The following is a 16363-nucleotide window of genomic DNA, read 5'->3' as shown; positions in this document are numbered from 1 at the left end:
GAAGTTAAGGACGTTCTATTATCATAGCTGAGGCACCACCACCGCCATTGCAAATTGCTGCAGCACCTATTTTAGCATTATTCTGTTCCAGCACATTTAATAAAGTTACCACAATTCTGGCACCGCTGCATCCTAGTGGATGTCCCAGCGAAACAGATCCTCCGTTTACGTTGGTGATTTTATCACTAAGTCCTAAAATTTTCATGTTAGCGAGACCTACAACAGAAAAAGCTTCATTAAATTCAAAGAAATCTACCTCTTCCTGTTTAATTTTGGCATTTGCTAATGCTTTAGGAAGCGCTTTAGCAGGTGAAGTGGTAAACCATTTTGGCTCTTGGGCAGCATCTGCAAAACTTCTAATGGTGGCCAGAATTTTCAAACCTAATTCTTCAGCTTTTTCACGACTCATTAGTACCACTGCTGCAGCACCATCATTTATTGTAGAAGCATTTGCTGCTGTTACCGTACCTTCTTTACTAAAAGCAGGTTTAAGAGAAGAAATTCTGTCCATCTTCACATTCTTATATTCTTCATCTTCTTTTACAACAATAGGGGCCCTTTTTCGCTGTGGAACTTCAACAGGAACCACTTCATTATTGAATTTACCTTCTTTCCAGGCTTTTGTGGATCGATTATAAGATTGGATTGCATATGTGTCCTGATCTTCCCTTGAGAAATCATACTCATTTGCGCATAAGTCTGCGCATACACCCATGGCATTGTTATCGTAAGCATCTACAAGTCCGTCCTTTTGCAGGCCGTCTTCCATATTTGCGGGACCAAATTTCTTACCATTCCTAAGGTGGATATAATGCGGAATGAGACTCATATTTTCCATACCTCCGGCAACCACTATGGAAGTATCGCCCAACATTATAGATTGAGCTCCCTGCATCATGGCTTTCATACCACTTGCACAAACCTTATTGACTGTTGTACAGGGAACGGTTGCAGGGATACCTGCACCTAAGGCAGCCTGTCTTGCAGGTGCCTGTCCCACGCCTGCCTGCACAACGTTTCCCATTAAAACTTCTTCTACAAGCTCAGGCTTCAGGTTTATTTTTTCTAATGCTCCTTTTATTGCTACAGATCCCAGTTTTGTGGCGGGTACACTGGAAAGGCTCCCAAGGAAACTTCCTATGGGAGTGCGTACTGCACTTACTATTACTACTTCTCTATTCATAATTTTTTATTGTATGTGTGGTATTGCGAAGTTAATGATTTTATAAGGAACTTAATAATAGGTTATGATTCAGGGTGATTTTTAGTACATTTGATTACTAGCTGAATTTATGTATGAGCAATTTCGTAAATAACCTTTATAAAAACCAGGCGCTTTTTTATAAAGTTTTTTTATTTATACTCACCGCAGTTTTAATAGTTTACCTGCTGCCAAAGGGAGGGAAATTTAAGTACGACATCCCCAAAAATAAACCCTGGCAATATGAAAACCTTTATGCTCCGTTTGATTTTGCAATTTTAAAGACCGAAGAGGAGATCCAGGAGGAAAGACAGGAAATCAGGAATAGTCTTATCCCTTACTATGAATTTGATACGGCTGTAGTAGAAAGAGTGAAATTCGATGGACTTCAGGAAATTCAAAGAACTTTTAGTGATAGCATACTTGACTTAGCAGAAAGGCCGCTGAATAATTTTGTAGAAAATACAATAGAGAAAATCTACAATAATGGTTTGTTGCAGGAGAGTAGCAGGATGCAACCTGAGCAGCTGGTTTATCTTCGAAAGGGAAATGAAGCCTACGAAGTTACCTATAAGAAGATCCTGAAGCAGGGAGATATCAGCACTTTTCTCAATAACGAAATAGATCAGGCAAATCTTGGATTTTTTAGAACCGAACTGCTGGAAGTATTTTTTAATTCCGTAGAACCCAATGTTGTCTACAATAACGATCTCACTCAAAAAGAGCTGGAAAGCAAACTGAATAATATCTCGTATACACGGGGTATTATTGAACAGGGGAGTAGGGTTATTGCGAAAGGGGAAGTTGTGGATAATGCCAAGTATAATATTTTGCGATCTCTTAAACAGGAATATGAATCACAGGTATGGAGCGAGGACAATCACAACTGGATTTTAGTTGGCTATAGTACTTTGGTAGCTCTGGCTTTGCTTATGTTATTGCTCTTTATTAGAAAGTATAGAAGAGATATATTTGAAAATAATGTAAAAGTTACTTTTATATTTTTTAATATTATTTTTATGGTAATGCTTACCACTTTGGTGGTAAAATTTAACATAGATTATGTCTATGTGGTTCCTCTTTGTATTTTGCCTTTAACTCTTAAAGCTTTTTTTGATGCGCGATTGGGGCTTTTTACACATGTAATAACTGTTTTGTTGCTTGGGTTTATTGTGCCTAATAGTTATGAGTATATGTTTCTGCAAATTATAGCTGGTATTGTAACAATTCTGACGGTTTCAGAATTGTATAAGCGAGCAAATCTTTTTATATCGGTGGGGCAGATAACTCTGGTATATATTATTTCCTATTTTGCCTTTACCATTATCCAGGAGGGAAGTATAGCCGATGTGGAAGGGGAGGTATTTCTTACTTTTCTACTTGGTGGACTCGCTACGCTTTTTGTTCAACCACTTATTTATATTTACGAAAAAATCTTCGGGATGGTTTCCGATATGTCTTTGCTGGAACTATCTGATACTAATTCCAGATTACTTAAAGAACTTGCAGAAAAGGCGCCGGGAACCTTTCACCATTCATTAAATGTTGCCAATCTTGCCGAAGCTGCAGCTAACGAAATTCAGGCAAACGCAATGATGGTAAGAGTTGGTGCGCTGTACCACGATATTGGTAAAATGCAGAACCCGACCTACTTTACAGAAAATCAAACTACTGCTGTTAATTCTCACGATGAACTTTCACCCCGCGAAAGTGCAGAGATTATTATTGAACATGTAATTAAGGGTATTGAGATTGCCAAGCGGAATAATCTTCCAGATAGAGTGATAGATTTTATTAGAACCCATCATGGAACGAGCACTGTTTATTACTTTCTTATGAAAGAAAAGGAAAGTAGTAGTGAAGAAGTAAATCCCGATGACTTTCGTTATCCCGGACCCATTCCTTTTAGTAAGGAAACTGCGATTTTGATGATGTGTGATAGTGTGGAGGCTGCCAGTAAGAGTTTAAAAGAGCCAACTTCTATACTTATTGATGATTTTGTTGAAAAAATTATTAATAAACAGATGAAGGATGGCCAGTTTTTAAACTCCAATATCACATTTAAGGAAATTCAACTTGTAAAGAAAATTCTAAAACGTAAGCTTAAGAATATTTATCACTTGAGAGTTGAGTATCCCGAATAACTAATGTACTGCTACAATCTTGAACTCCTGATCATTAAAGGTATAGCTTTCTCCTGCTTTTTTTCCTTTTAGCCCTTGGTAAACAGGAGCTTCGGTGGAGATGGCATATACTTTACTTCCGTTCTCCATATTTAATTCTCCTATAGGGACTGCAACATAGTAGAGATTTTTATCTGTTTCTACCACACTTCCAAAACTTACTCGTTCACTATAATGATCCAGATCGATTTCACTTAATGTTTCCTTCATTTGCCTGGAGTCATCAAGATAGCCGGCATTTTGTTCAAAATCACCAAGTAATTTGCCACGATTGTCTTCATCATAGTCTGTTTTAATATCGTTCGCATCCATGGATTCCTTGATCATATCCATTTCCTTTTGATATTTTTCTATTCGCTCATTTACAGCATCCACTGCTTTATAGTAAATTTCTTTCTTATTCATTTTAAATTTGTAATTTTTATTTTTTTAAAATTAAGTATCAATTATTTTTTAAAAGAACAATTAGCAAAAGTTTAATAACTGATTTTTATAATAATAATAAGATACTATCCTTATAAATTAACTTTATAAGGTTTAAAGCTTATAAATAGGCAAAATTAGCCTATGTCCTTATTTTTTGTATATTCGAACTATGATAGCCGTGATTACAGCAGACCTGGTAAACTCTTCACATTATACTAAAGATTTGCTCTCCAAAGTATTATCCAAACTTAAAGAAGAGTTTAAAGAAATGAATCTAATGTATGGTTCAGGGCTAAAATTTAAGATTTACAGAGGAGACAGTTTTCAGGGAATTATTAGAACGCCTGAAAAATCCCTGGAAATCTCACTAATCCTAAAAACAGCCATAAATGCTGTCCGGGACAAAGAAAAATCCAGAGGCAAAGCATTTGTGAAAGAAGCTGACTTAAAAATAGCTATAGGAATTGGAGATTATGAATTTGAGAGACCTTCTATAGCAGAGTCTAACGGACAGGCCTTTCAATTTTCAGGTCGCAGCCTTGATGAAATAAAAAAAGAGTCACGGACCATTGTTCTAAAAACACCTCAGGAAAATTTAAATGCCGAATTTTATGCCAGTTTCCTTCTTTTGGATATGCTAATGGATAAGTGGAGTATTGCTTCGGCTGAAGTCATTTATCATCTTCTTAAAGGACTAAAAGAGCAGGAAATAGCAGAGAAACTGAACATTTCTCAATCTGCTGTAAACCAAAGGAAAAAAGCTGCAGGATGGGATGCAGTATCTGTCTTGTTGCAAAGATATGAGCAGGTAATTTCTAAATCTTTAAAGCAATGATGGCCACCCAAATTTTGCTACAACTGTTACTCGCACATATTTTAACCGATTTTGTTTTTCAACCCAACGCATGGGTTTTACAAAAAAGAGAGAAAAGGGCTAAGTCATTTTACCTCTACATTCATTCCATATTAGCAGGTTTACTAACGTATATAATATTGCAACAATGGCACTTATGGTACATAGCCTTGTTTATTACTTTAACTCACTTCGGCATTGATTTATGGAAATTAAGCAGTACAAAGGACAACCTCCGCATCTTCTTGCTGGATCAGTTATTTCATATTGTAATTATTTTAATAGCCTGGATCTATATCACGGATAGTTCGTATGAAATTTTGCCATTTCTAGAAAAATGCTTTTCTTCTTCTGCCTTTCTGGCGATCTCAATTGGTTATCTGATCGCAATATTCCCTGTAGGTTTTCTTATAGGTAAAGCTACTCAACGTTGGCATAATGAACTAAAAACAGGGAGTGAAACCGGTAGCCTGGAAGCAGCGGGTCGTTATATTGGAATTTTCGAAAGAATCCTGGTGCTCACCTTTATATTAACCAACAATTTTTCTGCAATTGGATTTTTAATAGCCGCAAAATCCATTTTACGTTTTAGTGATAAATCTGAAGCAGGAGCCAGAAAACAAACAGAATATGTGCTTATTGGTACTCTTATGAGTTTTGCTATTACAATAATAATTGGGCTGCTAGTACGCCAGATCGCGTTCTAAAAGCTGAATATTCGACTGCAGCCGTTCCTTTACGATATTCATCATCCGTTTATTGAGGGCAGAAGAGTTCCGTATATACAGCGCATATTCTTCCAGAGTAAACTGGCCAATGATAATACCCTTTAAGTTATTCCTGAATTTTATATCCTTTTGTATAGCATTTTCAATATATTTCAAACGTTCATCTGTCTTCAGATCGTAAAACATATTCTTATGTTTTGCAATGTAATTTTTAAAAACTGCAATTAGTAGTTCATCCTGAAGCTTGGCAACAGGACGTAAAGTGCTGTTTTGAAATTTCTCATCAGGACTCATCCTCTCGGTAATTTTTGCGGAAGGAATATGTGGTCTTGATTCCAATAAATGTAGATCGCGTGGGTTCATAGGAAGAAGTTTTTTAAATTTAATTATTTCTGAAGTAATTATGGAAGTACAACAGTGTACTTTTAAACTACTTATAAACATTATCGTAGTTAAAATCCTCTTAATCGCTCTCATTAACCTGACACTTCTTGTTATATTGAACGGAATCATAATAACAAATAAGTGTAATGATTATATCACATAATCCATATAATGGGGATGAAATCACAAGGTTTGAGGAACTTAGTGAGGAGAAGGTAAAAGAAGCTCTAGAAGCTGCGGATCGAAGGTTTTCTTCCTGGAAAACAACTTCTTTTAAGGAACGTTCGAAGTTAATGAAAGCAGCAGCAAAAGAATTGATGAAGAACAAAGAGGAATATGCGAAAGACATTACTTTAGAAATGGGTAAACCTATAAAACAATCTCTTTCTGAAGTTGAAAAGTGCTCTTGGGTTTGTGAATACTATGCAGAAAATGCAAAAGAACATCTAGCCAATGAACTAATAGAAACAGATGCGGAAAAAAGTTATACAAGCTATGAACCTATGGGAGTTGTATTGGCGGTAATGCCGTGGAATTATCCATTCTGGCAGGTATTTCGTTTTGCTGCTCCTGCATTAATGGCGGGTAATATTGGTGTTCTAAAGCATGCAAGTAATGTGATGAAAACAGCGCAGAATATTCAAAAAGTTTTTGAAAGAGCTGGATTTCCTGCAAATTGCTTTCAAAGCCTTACCATTGGCAGTAAAAAGATTGAAGCTGTTATTCGGGACAAAAGAATTAAAGCAGTTACTTTAACCGGAAGTAAACCGGCCGGGAGTTCTGTTGCCTCGATAGCAGGCGAAGAAATAAAAAAATCTGTGCTGGAATTGGGAGGAAGTAATGCTTTGGTAGTATTTGAGGATGCAAATATTCCTGAGACAGTCAAATCTTGCGTAATGGCTCGTTTTCAGAATACGGGCCAAAGTTGCATTGCAGGAAAACGTTTACTTCTTCAGGAAAGCATAGAGCAGGAGTTTATGGGAGAGTTTGTAAAACAGGTAAAAGAGCTTAAAAGCGGGGATCCCATGGATTCAGAAACTTTTATAGGAGTATTAGCAAGAGAAGATTTAGCTGAAGACCTGGAAGATCAGGTTAAAAGAACAATAGAGCAGGGAGCTACACTGGTTACCGGAGGAAAAAGGGAAAAGGCTTACTTTGAACCTACTGTGGTTTCGGGAGTTAAAAAAGGCATGGCCATGTTTGAGGAAGAAACTTTTGGACCGGCTATTAGTGTTACTACTTTTAAAAATTCCGAAGAAGCCGTAGAACTGGTAAACAGTTCTGTTTTTGGACTGGGAGTTTCCATTTATACAGAGGACGCAGAATTTGCGGCCAAGCTGGTACCAAAGTTTGATGATGGTGCGGTCTTTGTGAATGATATGGTGAAAAGCGATCCGCGACTACCTTTTGGTGGGACCAAAGATTCGGGTTACGGAAGAGAACTTTCTGAACATGGAATTCGGGAGTTTGTAAACAGAAAAACTGTTTATTTCAACAAATTTTAAAATTAGTATTAAATGAAGTTTGGAAAAGTTGATGATCCTGGCAAAGTGAATTTTGCTTTACCTGAGACTCATTTGCAAACAGAGAAGATCCTTTCTAAAAAGGGATCAAGAAATTTTGAGGACGTTAGGGTGGGATGTGCAAAATGGAATAAGACAGATCTCAAGAAATTCTACCCTAGAGGAACAAAAGATGAATTAGCCTACTATAGCACGCAGTTTAACTCTATAGAACTGAATGCTTCCTTTTATAGGATGTTTCCTGAGGCACAATTTGAAAAGTGGGAAGAAAAAGCCGAAGAAGGCTTTAAGTTCTTTCCTAAGATACCCAGGATTATTAGCCATATAAAACGATTGAACAATTGTGAAGAACTTGTAGACGATGTTATCACTAACATGTTACCGTTAAAAGATAAATTGGGGATGGTCTTTCTTCAAATGCCGGATAATTTTCAGCCGAAGTTCATGGATAGGTTGGAACCATTTTTTAAACACTGGCCAAAGGAAGTTCCTCTTGCAGCAGAATTTAGACATAGCGACTGGCATAATGATAAAGTAGTTGCAAAGGAACTACACGAGTTACTGATTAATTACAATATTTCCAATATTATTACAGATAGCGCAGGAAGAAGGGATTTGCTACATATGCGCCTTACAACAGATACTGCGTTTATAAGGTACAATGGTGCCAACCACGAAACTGACTACTCAAGGCTGGATGACTGGCTGGAGCGCTTGGAAGAATGGTATAAATTGGGTTTAAAGAATGTATATTTTTTTGTCCATCAAAATATGGAATTAGCTTCTCCTTTACTTTCAGCATATTTTATTGAAAGATTTAATGAGAAGTTTGGAACAGAATTAAAAATACCAAATACACTAAACTAAAATGGGAAAGCAAGAGATAGCGATAACGGTAGATAGTGTGGTACTATGCCACATTGACAACCAATTTAAAGTTTTACTAATTAAAAGGAAGAAAGATCCATTTAAAGATCAGTGGGCGCTACCCGGTGGGTTTATAGAAGAAGGAGAGGACCTGGAACAGGCGGCAAGACGGGAACTGCTGGAGGAAACTGGAGTAAAAATAGATTCTATGGAACAAGTTCGCGCCTTTGGAAAACCGGGTAGAGATCCACGGGGGAGAATGATTTCTATAGCATTCCTGAGTCGTATATTTAATGAAGAACCTTTAAAGGCAGGAGATGATGCTAAAGATGCGGGTTGGTTTGGTATAAATAATCTTCCGGACTTAGCTTTTGATCATGAAGAAATTATCACGGCCGCACGAGGGCTTCTTTAGTAGGAAAATTGTCATTTTTTATTAGCTGAAATAAAGAAAACGAAATAAAATTCTCAGATTCTGATAATAACCCAATTCTAATGATAGGATTTTATCAGCTCATGTTTTTCTATTACTTTTAAAAATAAAAAATGAGATTTCACACTAGAAAATGGGTGAAGCCCGGGGATATGAATCCTAATCGTACGCTGTTTGGAGGGAGATTGCTGGAATGGATAGATGAAGAATGTGCACTGTATAGTATCATTCAATTAGAGAACCCAAAGACAGTTACAAAATTTATGAGTGAGATAGATTTCCGCAGCTCTGCTAAAGAGGGCGATATTGTGGAAATTGGAATCGAGGTTGTGAAATTTGGCACAGCCTCTATTACCCTTCAATGTGAAGTACGAAATAAAATGACCAGGGAAACTATCATTACAATTGATAAAATAGTTATGGTATCTTTAGATGGAAGCGGGAAGCCTAAACCTCATGGTAAAACCAAAGTTGAATTTGTGAAAGACAGGTTAGAGAACTAATCTTATTTCTCTTCGACTCTGTTCATACGTACGGGAAAATCTTTTTCCATGCCAGCACCGTATAATTTTATTTCCTGAATGTCTGCAGGCATATAGAAACCGTTCTCTTCGAGAGCTTCTTTAACGGCCCTTACCACATTTCCTTTAGTAATGAGTGCTAATCTTCTAAAATCTTTAGTGTCCACCCAAAAGAAAACTTTTAGGTTTACTGTACTCGTAGCAAGTTCGTCTTCTATTACAAAATTCTGATGATCATTATCTTCGATGACTGTAGGCTCTTCGCGTAATGCGGTCATCACAGTTTTTTTTGCCTCGTCTATGTTGTTTTCATAAGCAATACCAATAGTGAAGTTCCATCTAAAGAAACCATCTTCAGTAAAATTTGTAACAGGTTTTGTTAGAACATCACTATTTGGAATATATACGTCCTTACCATCAAAGGTTTTTAATTTAGTATAGCGAAATTCGAGACCTTTCACCTTTCCGAAGTTTTCTCCTATTTCAACAGTGTCTTCAATATCAAAAGGTCTGTTAAAAGCTAAAATAATCCCAGAAATGAAGTTCTCACCTATATCTTTAAAAGCGAAGCCAAAAATTACGGCACTTGCACCTGCAGCTGTAAGTATTCCGGTAGCAATTCCTCCTAAACCTGCAGCCCTTAATGCGAGCATAACCGCAACGAGCAGGAAGATAAAACGGATTGTTTTTCCAAGAAAGCGACTCATTAATGGGTCACTAGTACGGGCAGATATTCTTCGCGTAGCAAATCTGCCAATCCAGCTTCCAATGAGCACACCGAGAATAATAATAAGCAAACCCAGACCTATGCCGGGTAATTGTTCGATAAAGTTATCATAAAATCTCTCAAACGAATCTTTTACTGTTGTTACGCTATAAGCACGGTTATCTTGCTGCATTTAAAATTCGCTGTTATTTCCTTCTAAAATAGCATTTACCTGATTGAAAATCTCAGAAATGGTAGAGATTAAGGAATTCTTAACAGTTGAAGATGCAAGACATTTACTCCTTTTTATTTCTATTGTTTTCTTCTTCTTGTTTTTTTCTAGCTTCAGCTATCTGGGTATTAGCCAACATTATTTGCTCTTTAGTTGGTGCTGCCGCCTTTTGCATATTCGCGTGTTCGGGTTCAAAACTTAAAGTGAGGTAAAAAGGGAAATGATCAGAGTCAATATTAGCAATTGTTCTGCAGTCCACCAGGCGAAAATCTTCTGTAACAAAAAAATGGTCTAAAGGCCAACGCAAAAGAGAACTGGTAGCATCAAAAGTATTAAAAAATCCACGCCCCACTCTTACGTCAAGTAAGCCACCAACAGCCTTAAAGAGTCCCGTTGTACTGGACCAGGCTACATCATTAAAATCACCGGCAACAATTACAGGTAATTTTGATGCTCTTGTTTTTTTGGCAATTATCATCATTTCTGCATCTCTATCGGTAGAGGAGGGGTTGTGCTGTGGCATTGGAGGTGTAGGATGAATAGCAAAGAGCTGTACATCCTTACCTGATCTCAATTCTACAATAGTTTCTATGGAAGGAATACTATCATCTACCAAAAAATTTATTTTTGAATTCTTTAGAGGAAGTTTTGAGTATAAAAGCATACCATAAGTATTATCCATGGGTACTTCTACTTTAAACGGAAAGTTTGATGTCGCTTCACTTAGGCTTTTCTTCCATTTGTAATTTGTTTCAGTTAATAAAATTACGTCCGGATTCTGATTTTCCAATTCTTTAATAAGTAAATCTGAAGTTTCATTTTTTTGCAGAACATTCGCAGCAAAAAAGCGAATAGTATTTTCTTGCTTTATGTCTTCTGAAGCTTCTCCAACCTCATACTGCTTATGTGGAAGATAAGGGTAAATTTTTAACAATTGAAATACGAAGCACGCAGTGAGAACCACAACAAAAGCATAATCCTTCCAGGATCTTATATCGAACTTTGCAAAGTAAACCACCAGGGCAACCATGGTTAGAATGGTGAGTTGGGTATGAGGATAATCAAACATACGAATCCACCAGTAATCGGCTGCAATTATAGGTGCGAGTGTTAATAAGACGGCAAGAATGCCAAAACCCAGTAAAAAAGGCTTCAATTTCATTTAGGGGAGTTTATTACTAAGATAATTAAATCTGATCTTGCTTTTTACCTGACTCCGTTATAATATTTTTTAAATCGTCTCCTGAAGGTGATTCAAAAAGTTTTAAATCAAAAAAAGGAACAGACGCTATTAAATGATCAAAAATATCAGCCGTTATATATTCAAAATTTTCCCACCTTTTGTCTTTGCTGAAGCAAAGAATTTCCAGTGGTAAACCTTGTGCCGTCGGCGCAAGTTGTCTTACAATAATGTATAAATCCTTATTAATTGCGGAATGCTCGTGTAGGTACGTATCGGCATATTTTCTAAATATCCCCAGATTAGTTTGATTGCGACCGTTTAAATAAATACTTTTATCTACATTATTCTTTTCATTATACCTGTCTATTTCCGCCTGACGACCTTCTACATAATTTGAAACTAGTTTAATTTTCCTGAATCTTTGAAGATCTTCAGGAGTTAAAAACTTTACAGAGCTTTGTTTAAGATATATAGCTCTTTTTATACGTCTGCCGGGACTTTCCTGCATTCCCCTCCAGTTTTGGAACGAATCAGAAATGAGACTATAGGTGGGAATAGTGGTAAAGGTATTATCCCAATTTTGTACCCGCACGGTAGCGAGGTTTATTTCGGTTACATTCCCGTCTGCGCCATACCTACTAAAGGTGATCCAGTCTCCTATTCTTACAATATCGTTTACTGAAACCTGGATAGAAGCTACAAATCCTAAAATGGTATCTTTAAAAACAAGTAGAAGGATTGCTGAGGCAGCACCAAGAGATATGGCAAAACTGATAACAGATTTACCCGTAATTTCAGCAAAAATAAACATAAAGCCTATCACCCATAGAATAATAAGAACTACCTGACTATAACTTTCTATAGGCTTATCTCCATATTCTTCCTGGGTCATTAGGTAATTTCGGGAGGTACGGATTAAACTTCGCACAATCCACACAGCCAGAATAATTACATAGATGTTAAACAGGAAAAGTATGCTCTGGAGCAGAAGAGGAAAATCTGCAAATATGTGAGGGACTGAATAATATATGATTAGTAGAGGAATAATCTGTCCTACATATTTCGGAAAATTACTTTTTATCAGAAAGTCGTCAAAAGTCGTGGTTGTTTTGTCTGTAAAAGCTCTAAAAGTTTCAACTACAAAGCGTTTAATAACGTAATTAGTAAGTAGAATTAGAAGAACCAGAACGCTAAGGTTCACCAATAAATTAATATACATTGCGAGTAAAGTATTTACTCCCTGGGATACTAATAGGTTCTCTAAAAGACAAAAAATTTGTTTATAGTCCTGATTAAAATCCATCATCTAAAGGTATCTTTTGTCGACATAAAATGGCCCAAATGGAAGTAAGGAGCAGAGCAATATTATTGTAAGGTCCTTTAATTTCCATTTCATGCTCTTGTAGAGCAGCATTGCACCTAGTACGTAAGCAATAAATAAAACACCATGAGCCATTCCTACCCAGCGAACCATCTCTGGCTGATCAAAAAAATATTTAAGAGGCATTGCAATTAGTAGTAATATTAAATAGGAGAGTCCTTCGAGAATGCTTATCCATTTAAACGTCTTTCTTTTGCTTTCTTTTTGCATAGTATTTAATTTCCAATGGCAAAGATAGCGGATATAAGGAATTTTGCCTCTAATTACTTTATTCTATTCTCTAAAAAATAAATATAAATCATCCAGATTTTTTTTAAAGAATAGAAAGTGGAAAGGATCTATTTTTCCTATTTTGCACAGTAAAGAACAGAAACAAATGAGCTCAAAAATATTAGTAACAGGAGGTTTAGGATTTATTGGTTCTCATACGGTAGTGGCTTTACAGGAAAAAGGCTTCGAAGTAGTAATTATTGATGATCTATCTAATTCTTCTTTAGATGTACTGGAGGGAATAGTAAGCATAAGCCAGAAAAGACCTGCTTTTGAACAAATCGATCTCCGTGAAAAGGAGGCTGTAAAGAAGTTTTTCGAGAAATACAAGGACATTGATGGTGTTATACACTTTGCTGCTTCTAAGGCAGTGGGTGAAAGTGTGGAAAATCCTCTATTGTACTATGAAAACAATCTTTCCACTCTCGTCTATCTTTTGCAGGAGTTGCAGGAGAAACCGAAGGCAAATTTTATTTTTAGTTCTTCCTGTACAGTATACGGCCAGGCAGACGAGCTTCCAATCAATGAGAATGCACCGGTAAAAAAGGCAGAGTCACCTTATGGAAATACGAAACAGATTGGAGAAGAGATTATAGCCGATACCTGTAAAGTAGCAACAGGTTTAAAGGCTATTTCACTCAGATATTTTAATCCGATAGGAGCACATCCTTCAGCAGCAATAGGGGAGCTTCCTATTGGCACTCCTCAAAATCTTGTTCCTTTTATTACCCAGACAGCGATAGGTCAAAGACAGGAACTGTCAGTTTTCGGTGATAATTATCCCACCCGTGATGGAACATGTATAAGAGATTACATTCATGTTATGGATCTTGCTCAGGCACACGTAGTAGCCTTGGGACGTTTAATTGAAGGTAAAGAAGAATCTAATTATGAAGTTTTCAATCTTGGAACAGGAAAGGGTAATACCGTTCTGGAGGTAATCAATACCTTCCAGGAATCTACGGGGGCAAAGCTGCCGTACAAAATTGCGGGACGAAGAGAGGGGGATGTAATTGCTGCTTTTGCTGATACAGAAAAGGCCAATAGAGTCTTAGGTTGGAATGCAAGTCGAAGCCTCTCAGAAGCTTTAAAAAGTGCCTGGCAGTGGCAGAAGGAGGTATCAAAGGATGAAGAGAAATAAGAATATCTTATTTATTCACAAAATTAAAAAAAACAGGCATTTTCTCTCTTTAAAGAAGAAAATGCCTGTTCTTGTCAAAAAGTTTGCTGATGAGAGCCTGTCTTATCAACAGCTAATTTGTTTATTTGGTTCCATTAACCAAAAATGCATGAATTACACCCGGTATCCAACCTATAATGGTTAATATTATGCTGATTAACAGTGTAGATCCCACTCCGTGTTTCATATAAACTGCTACAGGTGGTAAAAGAATATTTAGAATTATCGTTAACATACTTAATTGATTTAGTTGATTAATATTAGATTATTCACTTTCTCCGTCCTGAAATTGACGGTAACGTGCCATCATAAACATATAAATAGCATAGCACACCAGACCTGCTGCAACTGCTCCCAGTAACCAGGATCCATACGAGGATTCCTGAATAAAAGAAAAAGCATCTGTTGTACTCTTAATGTCTGATGTGTTTGATTCCATTGCAGCCCTAATAAAGAAAAAAGCCAGGATTCCCAGTATAATACCCCGAGCAATTAACCCAAGGTATCCTGAATTCTTGATTGTTTTCCTACGCTTCTCTTCAGAAATGGATTTGTAATTGAACTTTTTCAAAAATTCATTAGTATAAGCTTTTTTAATTTGAAAAGCTCCTGCTACCGCTAAGGCGGCTCCTACAACAGCAAAAATATAGACTCCTGCTTGTCCGGCCAGAAAGGAGGAACTTTGTCCGCCTCCACCCCCGGAAGATCCTGCAGTAAAAAGCTGCATAAAAGAATAAATGGCTAAGCCTAAGTAGATTAGGCCACTTACGAAAAAACCTGTACGTTTAGCCTTGCCTTTTTTATCTGATCCTATATCTTCAGGATCGCTGATGGACTGGATAAAACGCCAGCCTGCATAGCACAACAGCCCTAAGCCTATAAGAATTAAAAGAGCATTTCCAAAGGGTTGTTTTTCAAGAAATTCGATTACCTGTAATTTTCCTGTTTTTTGCCCTCCCAAATTAAAAGCGGCCATAAAAGTTAATACACCAGTAATAGCGTAAACACTACCTTTAGCCACATAGCCTACCCTGGCCATCTTTTTAAACTTTGAATCCATTCAATCTGATTTTGGTTCAGGTTGAAATTAGTTCAAATCCTATAGATGCCACAGCTTATTGGGAAAATTTTAGTGCTCTTTTTGAAGATTTTAAGGAGAAAGCTTATATTCTAAACCATTTCGAAAATAACAAGTGCGTAAAGATAGAATCTTACAAATCGGAGCAATCCGAACATAAGGTAACTTAGAAAGGGAAATCTTATTATGCCGGCAGCAATACTTGTTATAGCAAACGGAATTGGAAGTAGAGCTCCAACAATAATTAAAAAACCACCCCATTTTCTTGTATTGGCAATATGTTGAGCCATATTTACTTCCAGTTGCTCATGTACAGAAGGGATCTTGGTTATACCTTTTCCTATAAAATAGGACACTATTCCTCCAGCATAGGAAGCAGCTGCCAACAATGAAAGATTCAGGATGGGGCTGGCTGATTTTCCAGACCAGGCAATAAATAATTCAGGAGGCACAAGACCAAGCAACGATTCAGAAACAAAAAACACACTAATAATCCCTAAAGGAGAATAGGTTTCTGTAACTGTTACCAGCATTCCTTCTATGTCGAGTACAAAATAGTCGAGAGCCAGTAGAGCTCCTATAAAAAGAACAATGGGAACTATTGCTTTCTTTATACTCTTCCAAACAAACTTATAGAATCCTGTATAACTATAATACTGGTGCAATAACCGTATACGCGACTTCTTTCTAGATTTCGCTTTCCTTTTCATCAACAATTTTTTAGCAATTACTTATTCAAAGACTGAACCGAAATCTGTCTCTTTAAAATTTATTCCAGAAGTCTTTACAGAAAAAGAAAAATGCTAGTTCTCCTCCTCATAGGCTCTGAAGGCATTTACATATTCCCGAATTTCTATCTCGTTAACTTTATTAGAAGGATCTGCCATTAAAGAAAATAAATAATCTAAACTTTCCTGTCCGCTTGTTTTCTCGGTAATTTCAGTAGTTTCACCCTCTTCAATTGGTTCGTCATCCGGAATCGGAATCTCAAAACCTTCACAAGCCTCGATGTGTTCGTAGGCTAACCTGATAACTTTTGCCAGCAAGGGATTACCTTCTTCCACTACTAGATCTCTTAATTCTTGAAGGTCTTTTACAAGAGTATTAATAATGATTCCGTTGCGGTTTAAATCGCGGTGGATTCTATTTAGCAAATTTTGAGCTTTTATATTTTCCAAGGGACTATATTTTATATCAGGTTAAAAAGTTTCATT

Annotated in this window: 19 protein-coding genes; 8 read left to right on the top strand and 11 right to left on the bottom strand. The window is 36.7% G+C overall.

The genetic code is table 11. The features are described 5' to 3' along the window. Positions 1–4: 4 nt before the first annotated feature. Positions 5–1183: an acetyl-CoA C-acyltransferase gene (locus RM541_RS05440; protein ID WP_311499205.1), complete on the bottom strand. Its 1179-nt coding sequence runs from the start codon at positions 1181–1183 to the stop codon at positions 5–7. 113 nt (positions 1184–1296) lie between these two features. Here RM541_RS05440 and RM541_RS05435 point away from each other — a divergent pair, with 113 nt between their 5' ends. After that, positions 1297–3345 carry an HD family phosphohydrolase gene (locus RM541_RS05435; protein ID WP_311499204.1) on the top strand — a complete coding sequence of 683 codons (2049 nt, stop codon included), beginning with the start codon at positions 1297–1299 and terminating at the stop codon, positions 3343–3345. Here RM541_RS05435 and RM541_RS05430 read toward each other — a convergent pair whose 3' ends face one another. Next, positions 3346–3789, bottom strand: a complete 444-nt coding sequence (locus RM541_RS05430; RefSeq protein ID WP_311499203.1) for a transcription elongation factor — start codon at positions 3787–3789, stop codon at positions 3346–3348. Between the two features lie 190 nt (positions 3790–3979). Here RM541_RS05430 and RM541_RS05425 point away from each other — a divergent pair, with 190 nt between their 5' ends. Then, a complete protein-coding gene (locus RM541_RS05425; RefSeq protein WP_311499202.1) occupies positions 3980–4645 on the top strand; it encodes a hypothetical protein in 666 nt (221 codons plus the stop codon). Continuing rightward, complete coding sequence (locus RM541_RS05420) at positions 4642–5370, top strand: DUF3307 domain-containing protein (protein ID WP_311499201.1); 729 nt, start codon at positions 4642–4644, stop codon at positions 5368–5370. The genes RM541_RS05425 and RM541_RS05420 overlap by 4 nt, the downstream gene beginning before the upstream one ends. Here RM541_RS05420 and RM541_RS05415 read toward each other — a convergent pair. Continuing rightward, positions 5347–5754, bottom strand: coding sequence for a glyoxalase (locus tag RM541_RS05415; protein ID WP_311499200.1), 408 nt, complete (start codon positions 5752–5754; stop codon positions 5347–5349). The genes RM541_RS05420 and RM541_RS05415 overlap by 24 nt on opposite strands. A 167-nt stretch (positions 5755–5921) precedes the next feature. On the opposite strand from RM541_RS05415, the gene RM541_RS05410 reads away from it, so the two are divergent. The 4 genes from RM541_RS05410 to RM541_RS05395 all read left to right on the top strand — a co-directional run bounded on the left by RM541_RS05410 (position 5922) and on the right by RM541_RS05395 (position 9101). Next, complete coding sequence (locus RM541_RS05410; protein WP_311499199.1) at positions 5922–7280, top strand: NAD-dependent succinate-semialdehyde dehydrogenase; 1359 nt, start codon at positions 5922–5924, stop codon at positions 7278–7280. Between the two features lie 12 nt (positions 7281–7292). Next, positions 7293–8165 (top strand): DUF72 domain-containing protein, encoded by an 873-nt coding sequence (locus RM541_RS05405; protein ID WP_311499198.1) that lies wholly within the window; start codon positions 7293–7295, stop codon positions 8163–8165. A 1-nt stretch (position 8166) separates the two neighbouring features. Continuing rightward, entirely contained in the window at positions 8167–8580 is a 414-nt protein-coding gene (locus tag RM541_RS05400) for an NUDIX domain-containing protein (protein WP_311499197.1), read from the top strand. A 131-nt stretch (positions 8581–8711) separates the two neighbouring features. Further along, positions 8712–9101, top strand: coding sequence for an acyl-CoA thioesterase (locus RM541_RS05395; protein ID WP_311499196.1), 390 nt, complete (start codon positions 8712–8714; stop codon positions 9099–9101). Between the two features lie 2 nt (positions 9102–9103). On the opposite strand, the gene RM541_RS05390 is transcribed toward RM541_RS05395, so the two are convergent. The 4 genes from RM541_RS05390 to RM541_RS05375 form a co-directional block, all read right to left on the bottom strand. Continuing rightward, on the bottom strand, positions 9104–10018 hold the full coding sequence (locus tag RM541_RS05390; RefSeq protein ID WP_311499195.1) for a mechanosensitive ion channel family protein: 915 nt from the start codon (positions 10016–10018) through the stop codon (positions 9104–9106). Positions 10019–10121: 103 nt separating this feature from the next. Further along, positions 10122–11219 carry an endonuclease/exonuclease/phosphatase family protein gene (locus RM541_RS05385; RefSeq protein ID WP_311499194.1) on the bottom strand — a complete coding sequence of 366 codons (1098 nt, stop codon included), beginning with the start codon at positions 11217–11219 and terminating at the stop codon, positions 10122–10124. Positions 11220–11244: 25 nt separating this feature from the next. Further along, positions 11245–12546: a mechanosensitive ion channel family protein gene (locus RM541_RS05380; RefSeq protein WP_311499193.1), complete on the bottom strand. Its 1302-nt coding sequence runs from the start codon at positions 12544–12546 to the stop codon at positions 11245–11247. Beyond that, positions 12547–12831, bottom strand: a complete 285-nt coding sequence (locus tag RM541_RS05375; RefSeq protein WP_311499192.1) for a DUF3817 domain-containing protein — start codon at positions 12829–12831, stop codon at positions 12547–12549. It lies immediately after the preceding gene. 166 nt (positions 12832–12997) lie between these two features. Here RM541_RS05375 and galE point away from each other — a divergent pair, with 166 nt between their 5' ends. After that, entirely contained in the window at positions 12998–14032 is a 1035-nt protein-coding gene (gene galE, locus RM541_RS05370) for a UDP-glucose 4-epimerase GalE (protein ID WP_311499191.1), read from the top strand. Positions 14033–14153: 121 nt separating this feature from the next. Here galE and RM541_RS05365 read toward each other — a convergent pair whose 3' ends face one another. The 4 genes from RM541_RS05365 to RM541_RS05350 form a co-directional block, all read right to left on the bottom strand. Then, the gene (locus RM541_RS05365) at positions 14154–14306 is read right to left on the bottom strand and encodes a YqaE/Pmp3 family membrane protein (RefSeq protein ID WP_311499190.1); all 153 of its coding nucleotides are present in this window, start codon (positions 14304–14306) and stop codon (positions 14154–14156) included. Positions 14307–14336: 30 nt separating this feature from the next. Next, positions 14337–15131, bottom strand: coding sequence for a DUF1206 domain-containing protein (locus RM541_RS05360; protein WP_311499189.1), 795 nt, complete (start codon positions 15129–15131; stop codon positions 14337–14339). 110 nt (positions 15132–15241) lie between these two features. After that, entirely contained in the window at positions 15242–15859 is a 618-nt protein-coding gene (locus RM541_RS05355; protein ID WP_311499188.1) for a YqaA family protein, read from the bottom strand. 93 nt (positions 15860–15952) lie between these two features. Then, on the bottom strand, positions 15953–16327 hold the full coding sequence (locus RM541_RS05350) for a hypothetical protein (protein ID WP_311499187.1): 375 nt from the start codon (positions 16325–16327) through the stop codon (positions 15953–15955). Between the last annotated feature and the right edge of the window lie 36 nt (positions 16328–16363).

The organism is Autumnicola psychrophila (assembly GCF_031846645.1).
In the GTDB taxonomy this organism is placed as follows: domain Bacteria; phylum Bacteroidota; class Bacteroidia; order Flavobacteriales; family Flavobacteriaceae; genus Autumnicola; species Autumnicola psychrophila.
Note: the sequence above shows the minus strand (reverse complement) of the source record. Positions and strands in the feature narration are given on the sequence as shown.

Bases quoted from the DNA above. Each gene is read 5' to 3' on its own strand.
- RM541_RS05440 (WP_311499205.1), bottom strand. From the start codon at position 1,183: ATGAATAGAGAAGTAGTAATAGTAAGTGCAGTACGCACTCCCATAGGA.
- RM541_RS05435 (WP_311499204.1), top strand. From the start codon at position 1,297: ATGAGCAATTTCGTAAATAACCTTTATAAAAACCAGGCGCTTTTTTAT.
- RM541_RS05430 (WP_311499203.1), bottom strand. From the start codon at position 3,789: ATGAATAAGAAAGAAATTTACTATAAAGCAGTGGATGCTGTAAATGAG.
- RM541_RS05425 (WP_311499202.1), top strand. From the start codon at position 3,980: ATGATAGCCGTGATTACAGCAGACCTGGTAAACTCTTCACATTATACT.
- RM541_RS05420 (WP_311499201.1), top strand. From the start codon at position 4,642: ATGATGGCCACCCAAATTTTGCTACAACTGTTACTCGCACATATTTTA.
- RM541_RS05415 (WP_311499200.1), bottom strand. From the start codon at position 5,754: ATGAACCCACGCGATCTACATTTATTGGAATCAAGACCACATATTCCT.
- RM541_RS05410 (WP_311499199.1), top strand. From the start codon at position 5,922: ATGATTATATCACATAATCCATATAATGGGGATGAAATCACAAGGTTT.
- RM541_RS05405 (WP_311499198.1), top strand. From the start codon at position 7,293: ATGAAGTTTGGAAAAGTTGATGATCCTGGCAAAGTGAATTTTGCTTTA.
- RM541_RS05400 (WP_311499197.1), top strand. From the start codon at position 8,167: ATGGGAAAGCAAGAGATAGCGATAACGGTAGATAGTGTGGTACTATGC.
- RM541_RS05395 (WP_311499196.1), top strand. From the start codon at position 8,712: ATGAGATTTCACACTAGAAAATGGGTGAAGCCCGGGGATATGAATCCT.
- RM541_RS05390 (WP_311499195.1), bottom strand. From the start codon at position 10,018: ATGCAGCAAGATAACCGTGCTTATAGCGTAACAACAGTAAAAGATTCG.
- RM541_RS05385 (WP_311499194.1), bottom strand. From the start codon at position 11,219: ATGAAATTGAAGCCTTTTTTACTGGGTTTTGGCATTCTTGCCGTCTTA.
- RM541_RS05380 (WP_311499193.1), bottom strand. From the start codon at position 12,546: ATGATGGATTTTAATCAGGACTATAAACAAATTTTTTGTCTTTTAGAG.
- RM541_RS05375 (WP_311499192.1), bottom strand. From the start codon at position 12,831: ATGCAAAAAGAAAGCAAAAGAAAGACGTTTAAATGGATAAGCATTCTC.
- galE (WP_311499191.1), top strand. From the start codon at position 12,998: ATGAGCTCAAAAATATTAGTAACAGGAGGTTTAGGATTTATTGGTTCT.
- RM541_RS05365 (WP_311499190.1), bottom strand. From the start codon at position 14,306: ATGTTAACGATAATTCTAAATATTCTTTTACCACCTGTAGCAGTTTAT.
- RM541_RS05360 (WP_311499189.1), bottom strand. From the start codon at position 15,131: ATGGATTCAAAGTTTAAAAAGATGGCCAGGGTAGGCTATGTGGCTAAA.
- RM541_RS05355 (WP_311499188.1), bottom strand. From the start codon at position 15,859: ATGAAAAGGAAAGCGAAATCTAGAAAGAAGTCGCGTATACGGTTATTG.